Below are 19574 nucleotides of genomic sequence, written 5' to 3' on the forward strand. Positions count from 1 at the left end.
GTAAGCCACGCCCCGGCCATTCCCGGGAGCGGGGCCGGGCACTCAGTCAGGTCGTACGACCGCGGAGGGTGGCCTGTGGACAAGGACGCCGCCCCCCGGGGCCGACCTGAGACCATGGCGGAGTGACAGCAGCACCGCAGGCATCCCTCTTCACCCCGGCCCCGCAGGTTCCCCAGGTCCCCGAAACCGCCGACGCCGTCCTCGAAGGGCTCGACCCCGAGCAGCGCGAGGTGGCGACGGCCCTCTCCGGCCCGGTGTGCGTCCTCGCGGGGGCCGGCACCGGCAAGACCAGGGCGCTGACCCACCGCATCGCCTACGGGGTCCGCACGGGCCGTTTCAAGCCGAGCACGGTGCTCGCCGTCACCTTCACCAACCGCGCCGCCGGAGAGATGCGCGGCCGGCTGCGCCAGCTCGGCGCCCAGGGCGTCCAGGCCCGCACCTTCCACTCGGCGGCGCTGCGCCAGCTCCAGTTCTTCTGGCCGCGCGCCGTCGGCGGAGACCTGCCCCGGCTCGTCGAACGCAAGGTCCAGCTCGTCGCCGAGGCGGCCGCCCACTGCGGAATCCGCCTCGACCGCAGCGAACTGCGCGACGTCACCGGCGAGATCGAGTGGGCCAAGGTCACCCGCACCGTCCCCGCCGACTACGCGGCCGCCGCCGCCAAGGCCGACCGCCGCCCGCCCCGCGACCCGGCCGAGATCGACCGTATCTACCGGCGCTACGAGGAGTTCAAGCGCGAACGCGTCCTCATCGACTTCGAGGACGTCCTGCTGCTGACCGTCGGCATCCTCCAGGACCACCCCGAGGTCGCCGTACAGGTCCGCTCCCAGTACCAGCACTTCGTGGTCGACGAGTACCAGGACGTCAGCCCCCTCCAGCAGCGCCTGCTCGACCTGTGGCTCGGCGAGCGCGACGACCTGTGCGTCGTCGGCGACGCCAGCCAGACGATCTACTCCTTCACCGGCGCCACCCCCGACCACCTGCTGAACTTCCGGGTCCGTCACCCCGAGGCCAAGGTCGTCAAACTCGTCCGCGACTACCGCTCGACCCCGCAGGTCGTGCACCTCGCCAACAACCTGCTCGCCCACGCCAGGGGCCGCGCCGCCGAGCACCGGCTCGAACTGGTCGCCCAGCGCCCCAAGGGCCCACGCCCGCTCAGCACCGAGTACGCCGACGAACCCGCCGAGGCCGAGGGCACCGCCCGCCGCGTCAAGGAACTCGTCGCCTCCGGGGTCCCGGCCGGGCAGATCGCCGTGCTCTTCCGCACCAACGGCCAGTCCAGCCTCTACGAGCAGGCCCTCGCCGACGCGCAGGTCCCCTACCAGCTGCGCGGAGCGGAGCGTTTCTTCGAACGCGCCGAGGTCCGTGAAGCGCTCACGGGCCTGCGCGCCGCCGCCCGCTTCGGCGGCAACGACAGCCGGCACGACGACACGGCCGGCCTGCCCTCCCAGGTCCGCGCCGTCCTCTCCGGCCGCAACTGGTCGCCCGTCCCGCCCGCCGGCTCCGGAGCGGTCCGCGACCGCTGGGAGTCCCTCGCCGCCCTCGTCCGTCTCGCCGAGGACCTGAGCGCCGCCCGTCCCGCCGCCGCCCTCGGCGACCTCGTCGCCGAACTCGACGAACGGGCCGCCGCCCAGCACGCCCCCACCGTCGAGGGCGTCACCCTCGCCTCGCTGCACGCCGCCAAGGGGCTCGAATGGGACGCCGTGTTCCTGGTCGGCCTCACCGAGGGCATGCTGCCCATCACCTACGCGAAGACCGACGAACAGATCGAGGAGGAACGCAGGCTGCTGTACGTCGGCATCACCCGCGCCCGCGTCCACCTCTCCCTGTCCTGGGCGCTCTCGCGCACCCCCGGCGGCTGGGGAGGCCGCCGCCCCAGCCGCTTCATCGAGACCCTGCGCTCCGGCGCGACGGCCGCCCCCCTCGGTTCCTCCGCCGGAGTCCCCGGAGCCACCGGCGGGCGACCCGACACGAAGGCGGGCGAGGATTCCGGGCAGGACGGCTTCCGGACCGCTCCCCGCCGACGGGCCCCCGCCCGTTGCCGGGTCTGCGGACGCACCCTCACCGAGGCCGGCGAGATGAAGCTGATGCGGTGTGAGACCTGCCCCTCGGACATGGACGAGGGCGTCTACCGCAGACTGCGGGACTGGCGGGAGACCCGGGCCCACCAGCTCGGACAGCCCGACTACTGCGTCTTCACGGACAAGACCCTCGTCGCCATCGCCGAGGCCGTCCCGGAGAGCGAGACGGACCTCGCGCGCATCCCCGGAGTCGGGGCCCGGAAATTCCGCGCCTACGGCACCGACGTCCTCGCCATCTGCGCAGGTGAGGACCGTGCGGTGGCCCAGGACGAGGGCGGAGCGAGGGCTGAGCGAAACTCGTCGGAAAAATAGTTTGCGCATGCCCGGCCACGCCCCATAGGTTCTTAGGCACGGGAACGGACGGCTTCTCCGAAGCCCCCGAACCGTGCTGTGCTCGAACAGTCGTAAACCGCAGGACAGGCCCCGTGCCGGTCCCCCGAGACGCCGAAGGGAGGCGATTGAAGTGATCAGCATTCCGAACACCACCAAAAAGACCGATCTCTCGGTCGTCGCCTCTCGTTCCCTCAGCGTCTCCGTCCTGGGCACCGGACTGTCCGGCGTCTCTGTCGCACGCATGGCCGGAGTCTCCTTCGTGGGCTCCCTCCCCGTGATCGAGCGTAATGAGCGACCGATCCAGGCACCGGCGGCAGCAGTAGCGAAGGCACAGGTCTCGGCCTATTCCTTCGCGGCGGCCGGTGCCGAAGGCCGGACGAAGCAGCACCAGCACCACACGATGTGGGCCTTCCGTGGGCTCGAACCCTGGAGCGATCCAGTCTGACCGGCAGTCAGACAGGCTCCTTCAGGGCCGCGGAACCCCACTCGGGTACCGCGGCCCTTTTGTTTTGCCCAGACACCTGAGGCAGAGCACGAAGGAGCCACGGGCCAGGCAACACCCGGTACCAGCCACCACCGGCCACCAGCCGGACTGACCAGACGAGGAACCAGCAACCGTGCACACCGAAACGCACGTCCCGTCCGTACCGCCCTCACCCGCCAGTCAGCCGCCCGGCTCCACGGAGGACTCCGCCTTGACCGCGCTCAGCCCGCTCACCCCGCTCACCGCTCTCGACGAGGCCATCGAGAACCTCGGCACCCCGGTGCCCTGCCGCGCCTACGACCCCGAGGTCTTCTTCGCGGAGTCCCCGGCCGACGTCGAGTACGCCAAGTCGCTCTGCCGCACCTGCCCGCTCGTGGAGGCCTGCCTCGCCGGCGCCAAGGAGCGCCGCGAGCCGTGGGGCGTCTGGGGTGGGGAGCTCTTCGTCCAGGGCGTCGTCGTCGCCCGCAAGCGGCCGCGTGGCCGCCCGCGCAAGAACCCGGTCGTGGCATGAACATCACCGGAACGATCGATCGACCTCGGACGCACAACCCCCAGAAGCAGGACCCGATGAAGTCCACCGCAGCGGAGCCCATGGGCATCGCCTTCGCAGAAGCCACTCGTACCGGCGAGACCGCCGGACCGCAGAACAGGACCCGAGAGATGCAACTCATCCCAGAAGCCATGGCACGTGCGCATATGCACGAACGCCTGCGCGAGGCGGAAGCGGCCCGTCCGGCCGCCCGCCTCCTGGCCGCCCGGCGCCTTCAACGCCGGGCCGAAAGAGCCTCGATGAGGGCCCGCCGCGCCCTCGCGCTGGCCGTCATGCAGTGACCGAGACCCCGTGACGTGAGACGGCGCCCCCCTCCCCGGGGCGCTGTCGGCCCGGTACGCGACCCGTGAAGTGATCATCGCGTCCCGCCGGAAGCATCCGGCGGGACGCCGTGCTTGTCAGAGGTGTTCTCGCCTGCCGCGGGGCCGCCGGGCCGGGGGCCGCCGGGCCGGACGCGGGGCCGTGGGGCTGGACGCGGGGCCGTGGGGCTGGACGCGGGGCCGTGGGGCTGGACGCGGGGCCGCCGGGGCTCAGCCTCCGGCGGTCTCCCGCTCTCATCCGGCCACGAGGACCTCGACGCCGAGGGCCCTGAGCCGCTCGACGGCCGGGTCGTGGGGATCGGCGTCGGTGATCAGGCCGGTGATCTTCTCCCACGGCAGGACGCGGTACTGCGAGGCCGTGCCGACCTTCTCGGAGGAGGCGAGGACGTAGGTGTCCCCGGCCCGCGCGGACAGGGCGCGTTTCATCGCCGCCTCGTCGGCGTCCGCCGTGGTCAGTCCGGCCTCGGGGTGCACTCCGGTGACGCCGAGCAGGCACAGTTCGGCGGAGACGTTCTGCGCCGCCTCGACCGCGGCGGCGCCGCTGGTGACCGCCGAGTGCTTGAAGACGCGCCCTCCGAGCAGGAAGATCTCCGCCCGCGGGTGGTCGATCAGGGCCGTGGCGATCGTCGGGCTGTGGGTGATCACCGTGCAGGCCAGATCCCCGGGGAGCGCCCGCGCCACGGCGAGGGCGGTGGTGCCGCCGTCGAGGATCACCGAACCGCCCGGCCGCACCAGGGTGGCGGCCACTGAGGCGACCCTCCGCTTGCCGTCCGGGGCCACCGCCCGCCGGGCGTCGTAGCCCACCACGGCGGGAGACGCGGGCAGCGCGCCGCCGTACACCCGCTGGCACAGCCCCTCTCCGGCGAGGTCCCGTAGATCCCGCCGCACGCTGTCCTCGGAAATCCCCAGGTCGGCGGCGACGTCCTTGGCCACGATCTTTCCCGTACGGGCGAGCAGTTCGAGCAGGTGCGCGCGCCGTTCAGCAGCCAGCATTCACGGTCCTTCCTGTTATTGCGCGTTTTTACATGGATCTTAGCCGTCCTGGACGACAGGTCCCCGCTCGTCCTGATCGCCGGCCCGTACCGTCCCGGCAGCGACGGCGAACGGCAGGACACCGCCACGAAGTTCGCCGGCCGCGAAGGCGCGGCCCGGCCCGTCATCGTCGCCGGACACTCACCGGACACCTTCCCGTGGCCGGCGAGTGAATCGCCCTGCCCGCCCTCGGGCCCGCCGACACGGGGCCCCACCGCAACGCCCCCTCGCCGGGCAAGTGCTCTGCCCGACCGCGACCGGCCGCTCACCCACGTCGACGCCCTGCCGCGCCTCCCGGGCGCGTCCGCCGGCGCCGACCAAGACGTCGCCACCGCCCGCCGCCGCGGTCTGCCCGTCCACCGCGACGCAGTCGAGATGCCCCGCCGCGCCCCGCTGGAGACCACCTCGGGAGGGCCGGGCGCGAGACATCGCAGGCCGGTGGTCCGTAGCCGGTGGCTGGTGGCCGGTGGCCGACGCCGGGCCGGTGGGCCGGGCGTCTCCAGGAGGCAGGAGCGGATCGCCGTGGGACCACGGCGAAGCCCGGTTCGACCGGGAGCGTTCGACCGGGAGCGAGGGAGCGAGGGAGCGAGGGAGCACCGGGAGAGTCGCCGCGGGTGTGGTCAGAGCCTGTGCGACACGCTCAGCTCGTTCAGGTACCGCTTGGTCACCCGGCCGCCGTACCGCCGCTCGATCAGGTCCGCGACGCAGCCCAGCAAACCGTTCCTGGCCGCTTCCGGGAGGGCGCGGTGGTTGGAGTACGTCCGCAGCAGGTCCAGGTACTCCGCGGTGGTGTAGGTGAGGTCCCGCTCGTAGCGGCGCAGGGCCGTCGGGCCGAACCGGCCGCCGCGCGCCACCTCCCTCGCGTGGTCCGAGCCGTCGACCTCGGCGGCCTTCGGAGGACGCTGTCCGGGCCGCGTGCTCGGGTCGAAGCGTTCGTAGCAGCGCTGCACCTCGACGAAGAACCCCTCGGTGCCGCCCCGCACATGCTGGGTCCGCACCACGGCGAGCGCCCCACCGGGGCGCAGCGCCTCAGCCGCCCTCGTCACCCGCACCGACGGGTCGATCCAGTGGAAGGCCGTCGCCGAGACGACCGCGTCGAAGGGCTCCGCGGGCAGCGGCCAGCTCTCGAAGCGTGCCGTCACCACCTCCACCCCGGGGGACCCGGCGAGCTTGCGGCGCGCGACCGCGGCCAGGTGCGCTCCCGCCTCCACGGCCGTGACCCGGTACCCCCGGCCGGCCAGCGGCCCCGTCGCCTGCCCGGTCCCGCAGCCCACTTCGAGTACGCGGCTGCCGGGGGAGGCGCCCGCGAGTTCCGCGAGGTCCTCGTACAGCCTCGGCGGATACCCGGGCCTGATCCGGTCGTACAACTCCGCGTCCTCGTCGAAGGTGCGGCTCAGATGCTCCCGCCGCGACTCCTCCGGCCTGTCGTCGCGCCGCGAAAACGTGGGGTCCTCCGGTGTCCGGTTCTCCGGTGTGCGGCCCTCCGGCGTGCTGTCCATCGGCGTGCTGTCCTCCGGGTGCTGTCCTCCGGGTGCTGTCCTCCGGCGTGAGGAGCGGGCTGACGGGACCGGCCGGGCTCCGACCGGCACCAGACCGGCACCGGGCAGGCACCGGACCGGAGCCGTCCCGGCGCCCGTCGGCACCGGCGACGGGGTGCGGGACCGCGCGGCCGGGTCGGCCGCGCTCAGGTGGCCGGCTCCTCCTCCCACACGAAGCCCGGGAGTTCACCGTCGCTCGCGAAGCCGGGGAGCCAGTTCTCCAGTTCCTCGCGCAGGCGGACATGGGCGTCCAACTGGCACAGCACACCTATCGTGCTCAGCGTCACGCGATGGATCAGGAGGTAGGACGGGGGCAGGTTCAGCTGCCGGCCGAGGTGGTGCGCGGGTGACCTCGGGTCCGCGAGCCTGGCCGCCTGGCCGCGCAACCAGCCGCGCGTGAAGGCGAACTCCTCGGCCCCGGCCGGTTCGATGATCGGCAGGAGGAAATCGAGGACGGCCTGCGCGTCCAGCTCCACGGACTCCCTGATGAAGCCCTCGGCGCGCAGCGACTCGTGGACCTTCTCCGCCTCGCCCTCCAGGCTCAGCCGCAGCGAACGGCCGATGATGTCCGGCAGCCCACCCGGAAGCCGGTCCACCGTCCCGAAGTCCAGGACGCCCAGCCGCCAGCTGCCCTCCCCGTCGGGGATCAGGCGGAAGTTCCCGGGGTGCGGATCGGCGTGCAGCAGCCCGGTACGGGCCGGTCCGCAGAACAGGAAGTGCGCGAGCAACTGCCCGGCCCGGTCCCGCTGTTCCGCCGTCCCGGAGGCGATCACCTCGGACAGCGGCACCCCCTCCAGCCACTCCGTCACCAGCACCTGTTCGCGCTGGTGCACCACGTCCGGCACGACCACGTCGGGGTCGCCCGCGAACTCCGCGGCGTGTGCGCGCTGGGAGTCCGCCTCCAGCGCGTAGTCCAGTTCCTCGGCGACCCGCGCGCGCAACTCCGCGATCAGCGGCTTGACGTCGATACCCGGCACCACCGGCCCCAGGAGCCTGGCGAAGACGGCCAGCTGGTTCAGGTCCGACAAGAGGGCCCGGCCCGCCCCCGGATACTGGACCTTCACCGCGACGGCCCGGCCGTCCCGCCACACCGCGCGGTGCACCTGACCGATCGAGGCGGCCGCCGCCGGCCGTTCGTCGAACTCCTGGAACAGCGCGCGCCAGTCCTCCCCGAGGCGTTCGGCGAGCACCGCGTGCACCGTACTCGTCGGCATCGGGGGAGCGGCCTCCTGGAGCTTCGTGAGCGCCGCCCGGTAGGGGCCCGCGACCTCCTCCGGCAGGGCCGACTCGAAGACGGACAGGGCCTGCCCGAACTTCATGGCCCCGCCCTTCAGCTCGCCCAGCACCTTGAAGAGCTGATCCGCGGTGCGCTGCTGCAGTTCACGGCCGACCAAGTCAGCGGAGACGCCGCCGATCCGCCGCCCCAGGCCCCAGGTGGCGCGACCGGCGAAACCGAGCGGCAGTGTGGCCAGTTTGGCGGTCCTGGTCACCGCCTTACGGGGAAGATCAGACATAAGCCCTCCATGTCCCAGCAGGCCGCGCCGCGAACGGCGCCTACCCGGCCATTGTGTCCCCTCGCACCCGCGACCCCGACGGCTCCTCCCTCCCACCCCGTTTCCGGCTCCCGAGACGTTCACCCGCACGGGCCGCGTGGACCGTCTGAGCCGCCTGGTCCCCGTGAGCCGCGCGAGCCGCCTGCTTCGTGTGGGGTGTGCGAGGCGCCTGGTCCGCGTGACCGGTGCGGGCCCTCCGGTCCGCCTCGGGCTCCTGATCCACCCGGGCCGCGCGATCCGCACCGCACCCGCACCGTGGATGAGGGGGCAGGGAACAGGAGCGCCAGTCGGCGCCCGGCAGCGCCGCCTCCCAGCGTGCTCCGGTGCTCGCCGGAAGGCGGCCGTCCAGGAAGCTCAGCGCGTGCGCCGCCGCGAGCCCCGCCGCGGCGGCGGCCAGCGTCACATCCGCGGCCTCGGCCCGGTGCGCCCGCCCCGAACGCCACTGGGCCAGCAGCCGGGGCCAGCCCGGATCGCGGTCCGCGCGCCCCAGATCCAGACACCGGGCACAGCCGGTCGCCCCCGGCAGTACCAGCGGCCCCACCACCGCGCTCGTCTCGATCACCCCGGCATACAGATGCGGGGTGCCGGACGCGAGGAAGGGCTGCGCCGTCGCCGGGTCGGGGGCGTGCACGGCCAGTCCGTCCCGAGGGGCGAGCACCACGAGGGAGTACCGATCGGGCTCCCGCAGCCCCGCGGCGCGACCGATGCCCGCGCCGTCCTGCGCGCCGCCCTGGCCGGGCACCCCTCCAACGGCCGGTCCGTCCGGCGGCGCCTGGCGTCTGCCGCGGGCCGGCCCCACCTCCCGTACGAGACGGCGGGCCGCCTCCGTGCGCCGCTGCCCCACCGCTGTGGACGGCAGCCCTCCGGGCGAGACGTCCCCCGGGTCGACCCGGCCCCCGTCCATCACCTCGACGCGGCCCACGCCCGCCCCGGAGAGCAGGGCCGCGACCGAGGCCCCCACCCTTCCCGCCCCGCGCACAAGGACGCGAGCGCGGGCACGCGCCTCCAACGCCTCCAAGGCCCCGCAGGGGCGCGGATCGAGCAGCGAGAGGGACGCCAGGTCGGGCCGCAGCCGCTCCACGAGCGCCGAGTCCTCCCGCAGCCGGGCGACGCCCTCCCCGCCGCCGGTCGCGTCCTCCAGAAGACCCGCCCGCACCAGGCCGTCCAGCAGCCGGTTCACGTACCCCTCGCTCAGCCCCGCCCGCGCCGCCTCCGCGTACAGGAGGGGCAGACCGCGTGTCCCGTCCAGGAGCCGCAAGAAGGCGCTGGTGGCAAGGTCCAGTGGACCCAGGAGCACCGCGCGGGCCTCGGTGACGCCGAACTGCGTGTTGTTCAGGTCCCGCCAGCCCTGCCGCAGCGCCGGTTTCAGCGCGGGGTGCCCGAAGGGCGCCGCCGCGCCCGCCGTGACCTCCACGCCCCGCGCTGGAGACGTCGTGACCTCACCGCCCCCCGCTCGCGACGAAGTCCCCCGCGTGCCCGCCGGTGCCCTCGTCCCGTCTCGTGCCGTCATCCCGTCCCCGCTTCCCGGCGCCGCCCGACCCTCGGCCCCGCCACACTCGCTCACCCTGCGTGATCGAGCGATGCCATCATGCGACGTCCGCTCGTCGCGTGCGGAAAGTTGTCCACAGCCCCTGGCGTTTGTCGTACGACTGCGGCGGACGGTGGTGCGGCTCGCCACAGAAGCTGTCCGGAGGCGGGACGTCCACCCCTGACAGCGGGTAACGTCGAGGAATGTCCGGCGACCCTCCGCACCGCCCGGCCGGCGCCGCGCGCCGTGCGACCAGCCCCCCGCAGAGCCCGGCACGCACCGGCCCGGTGGAAGTGCGCCGCAGCACCCGCCGGCGGCGGACGGTCTCCGCGTACCGCGAGGGCGACCGGACCATCGTGCTCATCCCGGCCCGCATGTCCGAGGCCGAGGAGCGGCGCTGGGTCAACGTGATGCTCGACAAGCTCGCCGCCCAGGAGAGCCGCAGACGCCCCGGCGACGCGGAGCTGACCGAGCGCGCGGCACGCCTGTCGGAGCAGTTCCTCGACGGGCGGGCGCGGCCCGCCACCGTACGCTGGGTCACCAACCAGAACACGCGCTGGGGCTCCTGCACCCCCGCCGAAGGCAGCATCCGCCTCTCCCACCGCCTCCAGGGCATGCCCGAGTACGTCGTCGACTACGTGCTCCTGCACGAACTGGCCCACCTGCTGGTCCCCGGCCACGGTCCCCGCTTCTGGGCGCTGCTCGACGCCTATCCGCGCACCGAGCGCGCCCGCGGCTACCTGGAAGGCGTCGTGTCCGCCCTGCCGTCGCGTCCGGGGACCGGCGACGGAGCCCGCCGCACCGGGGACGAGGCCGCCGACGCGGACGATGTGAATGAACCGGACGAAGCGGACGAAGCGGACGATCACGGTGGCCGGGACATCCACGACGAGCCGCGGGACCTCTTCGGCGACTGAGGCGGGGGCCGCTTGGGCGAGTGCGGCGCCGGGCCGCTTGGGCGACTGAGACGCCGGGCCTCCTCGGCGGCCGGGACGCCGGGCCTCTTCGAACTGCGCGAGGCCCAACCTCTCCGCACGCGGAGTGGGGCCTGCCCGAACTTGGCGCGGGACCTGTCCGAGGACGGAGCGGGCCGCGAACTCCGCAGGTCACCGATGTGACGGGCGGTCACACGTGCCCGTCCCGCATCGATTGTGCGGCAGCTCTGTACCAGCCCTCGGCCCGCCCCTCGCGAACCGTTAGCCTGGCGCGACACACTGCTGCCCGGCTGCTCCCGCGCGAGGCCCACGAGCTGACGGCGGGCGGGACGGCGTCGACGCCGTCAGCCGGACGGACAGCACGCAGGGACAGCACGGAGACGGAAATGGGGGGCGGTCGGCAGGCATGTCCAGGCAATTCCAGCGCGGCCACAAGGCAAAGATCAGTGACCTCACCGCCGGGACGGATCTGTACGTCGGAGTACAGATCGCGGGGCCCGGCCTCAGCTTCGACATCAGCTGCTTCGGCCTCGACGCCGAGGAGCGGCTGTCGGACGACCGGTACTTCGTCTTCTTCAACCAGCCGAAGTCTCCCGAGGAGTCCCTCCAGCTGCTCGGGCCGCAGGCGGGCGACACCGAGTCCTTCCGGGTGACGCTCGATCGCGTGCCCTCCCACGTCCAGCGGCTCTCCTTCACCGCGACGATCGACGGCGCGGGCCAGATGTCCCAGATCGGTCCGGGCTATCTGCGGATCGTCGCCGGGGGCGAGGAGGTCGCCCGCTACCCCTTCGACGGCTCGGAGTTCACCACCGAGCGGGCCGTCATGGTCGGCGACTTCTACCTCAAGGACGTGTGGCGCTTCGCCGCCGTCGGCCAGGGCTTCGACGGCGGACTGGAGGCCCTGCTGCGCCACTTCGGCGGCGAGGTCGCGGAAGAGGAGGCGCCGCCCGCCCCCGAGGCCGCGCCCGCCACGGCGGCCCCCGGTTTCGCACCCCCGGCCTTCGCCCCGCCCGCCACGCACACTCCGGCCCCGGCCCCGCAGGCCCCGGCCCCGCCCGCTCCCGCCCCGCCGCCCGCCGCCGTCCCGGCACCGCAGCAGGCTCCCGCCGCCGCGCCGCCCCCGGCTCCGGCCCCGCCGGACGTGCACGCCGCGCCCACGGTCGTGGCGCCGATGACCGCGCCGCCCGGAGTCCCGGGACCGCCACCGCCGCCCGGACACGTCCAGCCCGGCCCCGGCCAGGCGGGGGCCGGGCCCTACCTTCCCGGACAGCCGCAAGCCCCCGGCCAGACCCTCGCGGAGCCCTCGGCCCCGCCCCCGCCCGGTTACGCCCAGCCGCCCGGTGGCTACCAGCCACCGTCCTACGGCGCGACACCCCCACCGGCGGGCGGGCCGTCCGGGGCCGCAGCCCTCGGTGGCATCCCGCGGGGCGGCGGCACCCCGGGTGTCGCCGTGGCCTTCGAGAAGTACCGCGAGGCGCCGGGCGGGCGCCGCTGGACCCAGCAGAACGGGCAGCTCGTCCGCGTGGACCTCGGCGCCGAGAGCGCACCCGTCCTCGCCCGCCAGGGCAGCATGGTGCTCTACCAGGGCAAGGTCGACTTCGGGTACAAGGGCGCGGGCTTCGCCGGCCGCGTCGTCGGCAACGCCACCGGCCAGGAACTCCAGCTCATGCGCTGCACCGGCAAGGGCCAGGTGTTCCTCGCCGACGCCGGAGCGCACCTGCACCCCATCGAGCTGCAGGGCGACGCCATCTGCGTGTCGGCCGAGGCGGTCCTGGCCTTCGACGAGTCGTTGCAGCGCGAGGTCCGCCGGATCGACGGGCACGGCATCCCCGGCGGCTCGCTGTTCACGATGCAGTTCCAGGGCACCGGCACCGTCGTCGTCAAGACGCACGGCACCCCCGTGGTCCTGCCCGTCACGCCCACGACCTTCGCCGACTGCAACGCCGTCGTCGCCTGGTCCGCCGCCTCCCAGGTGATCATCTCCAGCCAGGTGCGGCTGCGCCGCAACGCCTACCCCGGCCACAGCGGGGAGACCGTGAACCTCCAGTTCAGGGGCGCCCCGGGCAATTTCGTCATCGTCCAGCCGTACGAGATCTGAGGGGCAGCGCAATGTTGCAGCAGCAGCTCGCGGGCTTCGCGGCGACCCCCGTCGCGGCCCGCATGGAGAACCACGGCCACCACATGGCCAAAGTCGCGATGAGCAGCGGCCGGGACCTGTACGCCCGCAAGGGCTCCATGGTCGCCTACGAGGGCTTCGTCCAGTACGAGGCCAACCCGCCGTCCCTGCGGCAGATGGCCGGCAGCTGGGCCACGGGAGAGGGCACGCCCCTCATGAAGTGCTCCGGCGACGGACTGCTCTACCTCGCGGACTACGGGGCCGACGTCGTCGTCATCAACCTCGGCGGCGACGCGCTCTCCGTCAACGGCACCAACCTGCTCGCGTTCGACGCCCACCTCCAGTGGGGCGTGGAACGGGTCAAGGGCCTCGCCAAGTTCGCCGGGCAGGGGCTGTTCAACGTCAAGGTCGCCGGAGACGGCTGGGTCGCGCTGACCTCCCGGGGCACGCCTGTCGTGGTCGACTGCGGACGGGGCGAGGACGAGACCTACGTCGACCCCGACGCCCTCGTCGCCTGGTCGCCGCACCTCAAGGTCAAGGGAAAACGCAGCTTCAAGGCCGGTGCGATGATCGGACGCGGCAGTGGTGAGGCGTACCAGATGGCCTTCTCCGGAGAGGGGATCGTCGTCGTCCAGCCCAGCGAGGACAGCACCGACCGGCTCAGGGCCCGGGGCTGAGGGGGAGCGAGACACATCATGCAGAGCCCGCTTTTCGCGTACACCGAACAGCAGACCCAGGAACGCTGGACCGTCCAGAACCCGCAACTGCTGCGAGTGGCCCTCCACGGCCACGAGGACGTCCTCGCCCGCAAGGGCGCCATGGTCGCCTACCAGGGCCTCGTCGAGTTCGACGGCGAGTACGTCTCCCCGGGGCAGCGGCACGCCCGCAGACGGACCGGCGAGGGCCTCGACCTCATGCGCTGCTCGGGGCAGGGCACCGTCTACCTCGCCAACCTCGCCCAGTACACCCACCTCGTCGACGTCGACCACGAGGGCCTCACCGTCGACAGCGCGTACGTCCTCGCCCTGGACTCCGCACTGCACACCGAGGTGATCGCCGTCGACAGCCAGTTCGGCATCTCCGGTTCCGGCAAGTACCAGCTCAACATCACCGGCCGGGGCAAGGCCGCCCTCATGACCTCCGGGCAGCCGCTCCTGCTCCAGGTCACCGGTGAGACGTACGTCAACGTGGACGCCGACGCCGTCGTCGCCTGGTCCTCCGGGCTGCGCGTCCAGATGCAGGCGCAGACCCACTCCAGCGGGGTGTGGCGGCGCCGAGGCGGCACGGGAGAGGGCTGGGAACTCAGCTTCCTCGGCCAGGGGCAGGTCCTCGTCCAGCCCAGCGAACTGCTGCCCCCGCAGGGCGCCGCCCCCTCCGGCCCGGCCGGCCAGTACGGGGTCGGCCAGAACCAGGGCAACGCCTGGCAGTGAGCGGGAGCCGGCGGTCCGGTGGCGATAGCCGGCGGTCCGGTGGCGACAGGGGCCGGCCGGGCACGACCGGCCCCTCACGACGCCGCGCGGGACCGCACCGCCGCATGGGAGACGGTAAGGGGCGCTCATCCAGATGAGCGCCCCTTACCGATGCCGTCTACTGACGCCGTCTACCGATGCCGCCCTTGACGGCGTCCGGCCGGCCCCTCACAGCGCCGCGCGCGCCGCCTCCACGAGACGGACGACCGAGGTGTCGCTCACTGAGGCGACCTCCTCGTACGGGAACCAGCGCAGGTCGAGGGACTCCTCACTGATCCGCTCGGCCGCGCCCGGCGGCGCCACCGCCACGTACTGCACGTCGAAGTGCTGGGTGCAGGGCCCCGGGATGGAGTGCCGGTCCAGCCGTACCGGCCCCACCGGCAGCAGGCTCAGTCCGGTGATCCCGGACTCCTCCTCGGCCTCCCGCAGGGCGGCCGCCGCCAGGGTGCGGTCCCCGGGCTCGCAGTGGCCTCCCGTCTGGAGCCACATCCGCAGCTTCCTGTGCAGGGTGAGCAGGACCCGGCCGCGCTCCGGGTCCACCACCAGGGCGCTGGCCGTCACATGACCGGCGCCGCACGCCTTCCCCATGCCGTCCGGATGCGCCCGGAGGTGATCCAGGTACACCTGGCACAGCTCGGGCTGGCGGTCGTAGCCCTTGAGGACCGCGACCGCGTCTTCGAGCAGACTCACGCGCCCTCTTCGCCCCTGTCCTTGCCGTCCTTGCCGCCCTTGCCGTCCCCGTCGTTCTCCTCGACGGAGCCGGAGCCGGAGCCGGTGCCGGTGCCCTCGGCGCCGGCCACGTCCTCGGCGTCCCTCTTCTTCAGGTCGGCCTTCCCGGCCGCCTCGCCGAGCATCTTGTCCAGTTCGGAGAAGTCCAGCTGCTCGCGGTGGACGAAACCGTCCGGATCGTCCAGGTCCTCGGCGGTGGGCAGCATGTCGGGGTGGGCCCACAGGCCGTCCCTGCCGTCCACGCCGCGTGCGTCGGTGAGCGAGGCCCACAGCCGCGAGGCGTCCCGCAGCCGGCGCGGGCGCAGCTCCAGGCCGATCAGAGTCGCGAAGGTCTGCTCGGCGGGACCGCCCGAGGCGCGACGACGGCGCAGCGTCTCGCGCAGCGCGTCAGCCGCCCCCAGACGCGGTTTGGCCGCCGTGTGCACGACCGCGTCGACCCAGCCCTCGACGAGCGCGAGCGCCGTCTCCAGACGCGCCAGCGCGGCCTTCTGCTGCGGGGTGTCCTCCGGCTGGAACATGCCCTGCTGAAGCGCGTCCTGAAGCTGTTCGGGGTTGGACGGGTCGAGCTGGCCGACCGCGTCCTCCAGCTTCGAGGTGTCCACCTTGATGCCGCGCGCGTAGCCCTCGACCGCGCCGAACAGGTGCGAGCGCAGCCACGGCACATGGGCGAAGAGCCGCTGGTGGGCGGCCTCGCGCAGCGCCAGGTACAGACGCACCTCGTCCTTCGGTACGCCCAGGTCCTTGCCGAACGCCTCGATGTTGACCGGCAGCAGCGCGGCCTTCCCGGCCGGGCCCAGCGGCAGCCCGATGTCGGTCGAGCCGACGACCTCGCCCGCGAGGGTGCCCACGGCCTGCCCGATCTGGGTGCCGAACATCGCGCCGCCCATGGACCGCATCATGCCGAGCAGCGGGCCCGCCATGGCCTGCATCTCCTCCGGCAGCACATCGCCCATGGCCGCACCGACCTGCTCGGCGACCGGGTCCACGAGGTCCTTCCACACCGGGATGGTCGCCTCGACCCACTCGGCGCGGCTCCACGCCACCGCCGAGCCGGCCCCGGAGGGCAGCGAGGTCGCGTCGTCCAGCCACAGATCCGCCAGCCGCACGGCCTCCTCGACGGCCGCACGCTCCGCCGGGCCGACGCTCGCGTCCTTCGCGCCGTCGGCGGTGCCCTGGGAGACCGTCTGCCGGGCGATCTGCTTGGCCATGTCCCAGTTCACCGGGCCGCCCTCGTACGAGAGCATCTGGCCGAGCTGCTGGAAAGCCGCCCCGAGGTCGTTGGGGTTGAGCGAGCCGAACATCGCGGCGAAGGGGTTGTCACCCCCGGCGCCGCCCGGTCCGCCCGGCCCGATGCCGAACGGGTTCCCCGGGCCGCCCCGGCCGAAGCCGGAGCCGGAGCCCTGGCCCCCACCGGGGGTGCCCTTCTTGTTGCCCTCGTCGCCGTCGTCCGGCTCCTCCGGCGGAAGGCCGAATCCGAATGGGGTGTCACTCACGGGTTTCCTCGGCTGGTAAGGCCGCCGGTCACGAAGCCGGCGGCGGCTGCCCTGCAACACCACCCAGCGTAGACACCGCAGCCGCGAAGGGGCTCGGTGCTCCGCCGACACGTGGCCTGCGGCAGGATGGACGCCACCTGGTACGTACGCGTGATTCCCGCACGTACTGAAGACAACCGCTGGAGACGCCTGGTGAGTTCCCCAGATCCGCAGGTTCGCGCAGCGCGAAACCCGTCCGCCGCCTCGCGCGGTCCCGTCGTCGCCGTGACCGGCGCGGCCTCGGGCCTCGGCGCCCTACTGGTCGAGCGACTGGTGGCCTCCGAGGAGATCAAGCAGGTCATCGCGCTGGACGAACGGCGCGGTGACTGTCCGCAGGCGCAGTGGCACACCCTGGACATCCGCGATCCGGCCGTCGCCGGGAAACTGCGCGGCGCCGACGTCGTCGTGCACCTCGCCTTCGACCTCGACCTGGAGACCGACCCGGCCGCCCGTACGGCCTACAACGTGCGCGGCACCCAGACGGTGCTGACCGCCGCCGCGGCGGCCGGGGTGCACCGCGTCGTGCTGTGCACCTCCGCCATGGTCTACGGGGCGCTGCCCGACAACGACCTGCCGCTGTCCGAGGACGCCGAGCTGAAGGCGACCGCCGAGGCCACCGGAGTCGGCGACCTCCTGGAGATCGAGAGGCTGGCCCGCCGCGCCCCGCGCGCCCACCCCGGGCTCAACGTCACGGTGCTGCGCCCCGCCCTCCTGGTCGGCGGCACCGACACCGCGCTGACCCGCTACTTCGAGTCGCCCCGGCTCCTCGTCGTGGCCGGCTCGCGGCCCGCTTGGCAGTTCTGCCACGTCGAGGATCTGGTCATCGCCCTGGAGTACGCGGTACTCGAGAAGGTCGAGGGGGAACTCGCGGTCGGCTGCGACGGCTGGCTGGAACAGGAGGAGATCGAGGAACTGAGCGGCATCCGCCGTATGGAGCTACCCTCCGCCGTCGCGCTCGGCGCCGCCGCCCGGCTGCACCGCATCGGTCTCACACCCTCCCCGGCCGGGGACCTCGCCTACACGATGAACCCCTGGGTGGTCAGCGTCAGCCGGCTGCACGACGCGGGCTGGCGTCCGCGGTGGACCAACGAGGAGGTGCTCGCGGAGCTGCTGGAGGAGGTGGCCGGGCGGCGCACCGTCGTCGGCCGCAGGCTCGGCCGCAAGGACGCGACGGCCGCCGGAGCGGCGGGCGCCACCGTCGCCCTGCTCGGTACGGCCGCGCTGGTGCGCCGGGCCCGCAAGGCGCGCCGCCGCATCTGAGACCGGGGGGCGGGCGTCCCGCCCGTGTCCCGTCCCCGCGCGGCGTGCGGCACCATGGGCGGCATGGCAACCACCTCTGAGCACCCGGGCGAGCGGCCGTCCCAGGACCCGGTGCGGCTGCTCGCGATCAGGCAGACCCCGCTCTCCGTCGACGAGGTCTTCGCGGCCGTCGGCGACGCGGCCGCCGGCGGTACCGCCCTGTTCGTCGGCACGGTGCGTGACCACGACGGCGGGGCCGGCGTCAGCGCGCTCGGCTACTCGTCCCACCCCACCGCCGAGACGGAGCTGCGCCGGGTCGCGGAGAAGGTCGCGGCGGACTACCCGGTGCGGGCCCTGGCCGCCGTGCACCGCGTGGGCGACCTGTCCGTCGGCGACCTCGCGGTGGTCGTCGCCGTCTCCTGCCCGCACCGCGCCGAGGCCTTCGCCGCCTGCCGCCGTCTCATCGACGACCTCAAGCACGAGGTGCCGATCTGGAAGCACCAGACCTTCTCGGACGGCACGGAGGAATGGGTGGGCGTGGGCGCCTAGCGTCCGCCGGGTGCCGGGTGCCGGGTGCCGGGTGCCGGGTGCCGGGTGCCGGGTGCCGGTGTCCGGGTGAGGCGGCGGCTCCAACCGTGGGAGAGGTGCTCCGGTTGCGTAACCGCACCCCGCCGGAGAGCGTTGCCTCAGCAGCTCGTTAATCTGCTGATCAGTCAGTCGGGGACACTCTCGGGGAGTCGGAGGTCGGCATGGCCGCTCTTGCGTGGTTGCTGATTCCGTTCACGGCCGCCGTCGGCGCGGGGCTCTGGGGTTCCTGGGCCGCGCGCAGCCGCCGTACGGGCGACGGGCCGGAGCTGGCGGGGTACGCCAGGTTCCGCGCCGCGATGGAGAAATCCGCCTCCGCCGCCGAGCGCTGAGACCCCCTCGGGCGCGGGCCCGGCCCGACCCCCGTACGGACCGGCCCCGAGGGTGCGTCCCCGTTCCCGTCCCGTACTGTCGTTCCATGCCACGCCGCACCGCGACGATGCTCGCCTCCACCCTGATGCTGATCGCGTTGTTGTGTGCCGGTGTGCTCATCTCGGTGCCGTACGCCGAGATGTCCCCGGGCCCGACGGTGAACACCCTCGACGAGCACGACGGCGAACCGGTGCTGCAGATCACGGGTCGCAGGACCTACGAGGCGAGCGGGCACCTCAACATGACGACGGTCCGGGTCACGAGCCCCGGCTTCACGATGAACCTGCCGCAGGCGGTCGTCGGCTGGCTCTCCCGGGACGCGATCGTGCTCCCGCACGACAACCTCTACCCGAAGGGGCAGACGGAGGAGGAGTCGACGCAGGAGAACGCGGAGGAGTTCAGCGAGTCCCAGGAGAGCGCGAAGGTCGCCGCCCTGAAGGAGCTGCACATCCCGGTCACCGCGCGCGTCGTCGTCGCCTCCGTCGGCAAGGGCACCCCGGCCGAGGGTGCCCTGCACGCCGGTGACGTGATCAAGTCCGTGGACGGTACGGCGGTCAGGGCCCGCGAGGACGTCGCCAAGCTCGTCACCCGGCACAAGACGGGCGACAAGGTCGTGTTCGCGGTCGTCCCGGCGAAGGAGGCCGCGGCGGCCGAGAAGGCCGGCAAGGACCCGATGAACACGCGGAACGTGGTCGTGGAGACCGTCGACTCCCCCAAGGGGGAGGGCGAGCGGCGGCCCGTCGTCGGCATCACGGCGGGGACCGACCACACCTTCCCGTTCTCGATCGACATCAAGCTCGCCGACGTGGGCGGCCCGAGCGCCGGGCTCATGTTCGCCCTCGGCATCGTCGACAAACTGACCCCCGGCGACATGACGGGCGGCAAGTTCGTGGCCGGCACCGGCACGATCGACGACGCAGGGAAGGTCGGCGCGATCGGCGGCATCGGGATGAAGACGGTGGCCGCGCGCGACGCGGGGGCCCGCTACTTCCTGACCCCCGCCGACAACTGCGCGACCGCCGCCCAGGACACCCCGGAGGGACTGCGGCTCGTCAAGGTCCGCACGATCGACGACGCGACGCGGGCCCTCAAGCACATCAAGGCCGGCCAGGACGACGCGCTGCCGAGCTGCTCGAAGGGCTGACGGTCCCCGCCGCGCGGGACGGACGGGCCCGGACGGA

General features: G+C 73.4%; 18 protein-coding genes and 1 pseudogene. 12 read left to right on the forward strand and 7 right to left on the reverse strand.

Going from position 1 to position 19574, the window contains the following annotated elements; all coding sequences use genetic code 11:
* The first annotated feature begins 122 nt into the window (after positions 1-122).
* The 4 genes from ACFYMP_RS04020 (at position 123) to ACFYMP_RS04035 (ending at position 3726) form a co-directional block, all read left to right on the forward strand.
* A complete protein-coding gene (locus ACFYMP_RS04020; protein WP_388850109.1) occupies positions 123-2390 on the forward strand; it encodes an ATP-dependent DNA helicase UvrD2 in 2268 nt (755 codons plus the stop codon).
* Between the two features lie 151 nt (positions 2391-2541).
* Positions 2542-2856: a hypothetical protein gene (locus ACFYMP_RS04025; RefSeq protein ID WP_388850112.1), complete on the forward strand. Its 315-nt coding sequence runs from the start codon at positions 2542-2544 to the stop codon at positions 2854-2856.
* 172 nt (positions 2857-3028) lie between these two features.
* The gene (locus ACFYMP_RS04030) at positions 3029-3406 is read left to right on the forward strand and encodes a WhiB family transcriptional regulator (RefSeq protein WP_363148666.1); all 378 of its coding nucleotides are present in this window, start codon (positions 3029-3031) and stop codon (positions 3404-3406) included.
* The gene (locus ACFYMP_RS04035; protein ID WP_363148667.1) at positions 3403-3726 is read left to right on the forward strand and encodes a hypothetical protein; all 324 of its coding nucleotides are present in this window, start codon (positions 3403-3405) and stop codon (positions 3724-3726) included. The genes ACFYMP_RS04030 and ACFYMP_RS04035 overlap by 4 nt, the downstream gene beginning before the upstream one ends.
* 273 nt (positions 3727-3999) lie before the next feature.
* Here the strand turns inward: ACFYMP_RS04035 and ACFYMP_RS04040 are convergent, their stop codons facing one another.
* The 5 genes from ACFYMP_RS04040 to ACFYMP_RS04060 all read right to left on the reverse strand — a co-directional run bounded on the left by ACFYMP_RS04040 (position 4000) and on the right by ACFYMP_RS04060 (position 9302).
* The gene (locus tag ACFYMP_RS04040) at positions 4000-4758 is read right to left on the reverse strand and encodes a DeoR/GlpR family DNA-binding transcription regulator (RefSeq protein WP_388850116.1); all 759 of its coding nucleotides are present in this window, start codon (positions 4756-4758) and stop codon (positions 4000-4002) included.
* A gap of 39 nt (positions 4759-4797) precedes the next feature.
* Complete coding sequence (locus tag ACFYMP_RS04045; RefSeq protein ID WP_388850119.1) at positions 4798-4938, reverse strand: hypothetical protein; 141 nt, start codon at positions 4936-4938, stop codon at positions 4798-4800.
* A gap of 479 nt (positions 4939-5417) precedes the next feature.
* Positions 5418-6296: a class I SAM-dependent methyltransferase gene (locus ACFYMP_RS04050; protein WP_388850122.1), complete on the reverse strand. Its 879-nt coding sequence runs from the start codon at positions 6294-6296 to the stop codon at positions 5418-5420.
* A gap of 185 nt (positions 6297-6481) precedes the next feature.
* A complete protein-coding gene (locus tag ACFYMP_RS04055; RefSeq protein ID WP_388850125.1) occupies positions 6482-7849 on the reverse strand; it encodes an ABC1 kinase family protein in 1368 nt (455 codons plus the stop codon).
* 40 nt (positions 7850-7889) lie between these two features.
* A complete protein-coding gene (locus ACFYMP_RS04060) occupies positions 7890-9302 on the reverse strand; it encodes a ThiF family adenylyltransferase (protein WP_388850128.1) in 1413 nt (470 codons plus the stop codon).
* A 317-nt stretch (positions 9303-9619) separates the two neighbouring features.
* On the opposite strand from ACFYMP_RS04060, the pseudogene ACFYMP_RS04065 reads away from it, so the two are divergent.
* The 4 genes and pseudogenes from ACFYMP_RS04065 to ACFYMP_RS04080 all read left to right on the forward strand — a co-directional run.
* Positions 9620-10195, forward strand: a pseudogene (locus ACFYMP_RS04065) (M48 family metallopeptidase); the annotation flags it as partial.
* 562 nt (positions 10196-10757) lie between these two features.
* Positions 10758-12449 carry a TerD family protein gene (locus ACFYMP_RS04070; protein WP_388850131.1) on the forward strand — a complete coding sequence of 564 codons (1692 nt, stop codon included), beginning with the start codon at positions 10758-10760 and terminating at the stop codon, positions 12447-12449.
* A gap of 14 nt (positions 12450-12463) precedes the next feature.
* Complete coding sequence (locus tag ACFYMP_RS04075) at positions 12464-13144, forward strand: AIM24 family protein (protein WP_388850986.1); 681 nt, start codon at positions 12464-12466, stop codon at positions 13142-13144.
* 18 nt (positions 13145-13162) lie between these two features.
* The gene (locus ACFYMP_RS04080) at positions 13163-13897 is read left to right on the forward strand and encodes an AIM24 family protein (RefSeq protein ID WP_388850134.1); all 735 of its coding nucleotides are present in this window, start codon (positions 13163-13165) and stop codon (positions 13895-13897) included.
* A 207-nt stretch (positions 13898-14104) separates the two neighbouring features.
* Here ACFYMP_RS04080 and ACFYMP_RS04085 read toward each other — a convergent pair whose 3' ends face one another.
* Positions 14105-14626 carry an NUDIX hydrolase gene (locus tag ACFYMP_RS04085; protein ID WP_388850137.1) on the reverse strand — a complete coding sequence of 174 codons (522 nt, stop codon included), beginning with the start codon at positions 14624-14626 and terminating at the stop codon, positions 14105-14107.
* Positions 14623-16158 (reverse strand): zinc-dependent metalloprotease, encoded by a 1536-nt coding sequence (locus ACFYMP_RS04090; protein ID WP_388850140.1) that lies wholly within the window; start codon positions 16156-16158, stop codon positions 14623-14625. The genes ACFYMP_RS04085 and ACFYMP_RS04090 overlap by 4 nt, the downstream gene beginning before the upstream one ends.
* A 192-nt stretch (positions 16159-16350) precedes the next feature.
* On the opposite strand from ACFYMP_RS04090, the gene ACFYMP_RS04095 reads away from it, so the two are divergent.
* From ACFYMP_RS04095 to ACFYMP_RS04110, 4 genes are all read left to right on the forward strand, one after another.
* On the forward strand, positions 16351-17457 hold the full coding sequence (locus ACFYMP_RS04095) for an SDR family oxidoreductase (RefSeq protein ID WP_388850143.1): 1107 nt from the start codon (positions 16351-16353) through the stop codon (positions 17455-17457).
* A gap of 63 nt (positions 17458-17520) precedes the next feature.
* The gene (locus ACFYMP_RS04100; protein WP_388850146.1) at positions 17521-17985 is read left to right on the forward strand and encodes a molybdenum cofactor biosynthesis protein MoaE; all 465 of its coding nucleotides are present in this window, start codon (positions 17521-17523) and stop codon (positions 17983-17985) included.
* 200 nt (positions 17986-18185) lie between these two features.
* The gene (locus tag ACFYMP_RS04105; RefSeq protein ID WP_388850148.1) at positions 18186-18353 is read left to right on the forward strand and encodes a hypothetical protein; all 168 of its coding nucleotides are present in this window, start codon (positions 18186-18188) and stop codon (positions 18351-18353) included.
* An 86-nt stretch (positions 18354-18439) separates the two neighbouring features.
* On the forward strand, positions 18440-19537 hold the full coding sequence (locus tag ACFYMP_RS04110) for a PDZ domain-containing protein (protein WP_388850151.1): 1098 nt from the start codon (positions 18440-18442) through the stop codon (positions 19535-19537).
* The last annotated feature ends 37 nt before the right edge of the window (positions 19538-19574 follow it).

The sequence above is a fragment of the Streptomyces sp. NPDC007088 genome (genome assembly GCF_042869355.1).
In the GTDB taxonomy this organism is placed as follows: domain Bacteria; phylum Actinomycetota; class Actinomycetes; order Streptomycetales; family Streptomycetaceae; genus Streptomyces.

Excerpts from the sequence above, each read along its gene's own strand:
- ACFYMP_RS04055 (WP_388850125.1), bottom strand. The coding sequence starts at position 7,849 with ATGTCTGATCTTCCCCGTAAGGCGGTGACCAGGACCGCCAAACTGGCC.
- ACFYMP_RS04035 (WP_363148667.1), top strand. The coding sequence starts at position 3,403 with ATGAACATCACCGGAACGATCGATCGACCTCGGACGCACAACCCCCAG.
- ACFYMP_RS04105 (WP_388850148.1), top strand. The coding sequence starts at position 18,186 with ATGGCCGCTCTTGCGTGGTTGCTGATTCCGTTCACGGCCGCCGTCGGC.
- ACFYMP_RS04050 (WP_388850122.1), bottom strand. The coding sequence starts at position 6,296 with ATGGACAGCACGCCGGAGGGCCGCACACCGGAGAACCGGACACCGGAG.
- ACFYMP_RS04110 (WP_388850151.1), top strand. The coding sequence starts at position 18,440 with ATGCCACGCCGCACCGCGACGATGCTCGCCTCCACCCTGATGCTGATC.
- ACFYMP_RS04080 (WP_388850134.1), top strand. The coding sequence starts at position 13,163 with ATGCAGAGCCCGCTTTTCGCGTACACCGAACAGCAGACCCAGGAACGC.
- ACFYMP_RS04100 (WP_388850146.1), top strand. The coding sequence starts at position 17,521 with ATGGCAACCACCTCTGAGCACCCGGGCGAGCGGCCGTCCCAGGACCCG.
- ACFYMP_RS04070 (WP_388850131.1), top strand. The coding sequence starts at position 10,758 with ATGTCCAGGCAATTCCAGCGCGGCCACAAGGCAAAGATCAGTGACCTC.
- ACFYMP_RS04040 (WP_388850116.1), bottom strand. The coding sequence starts at position 4,758 with ATGCTGGCTGCTGAACGGCGCGCGCACCTGCTCGAACTGCTCGCCCGT.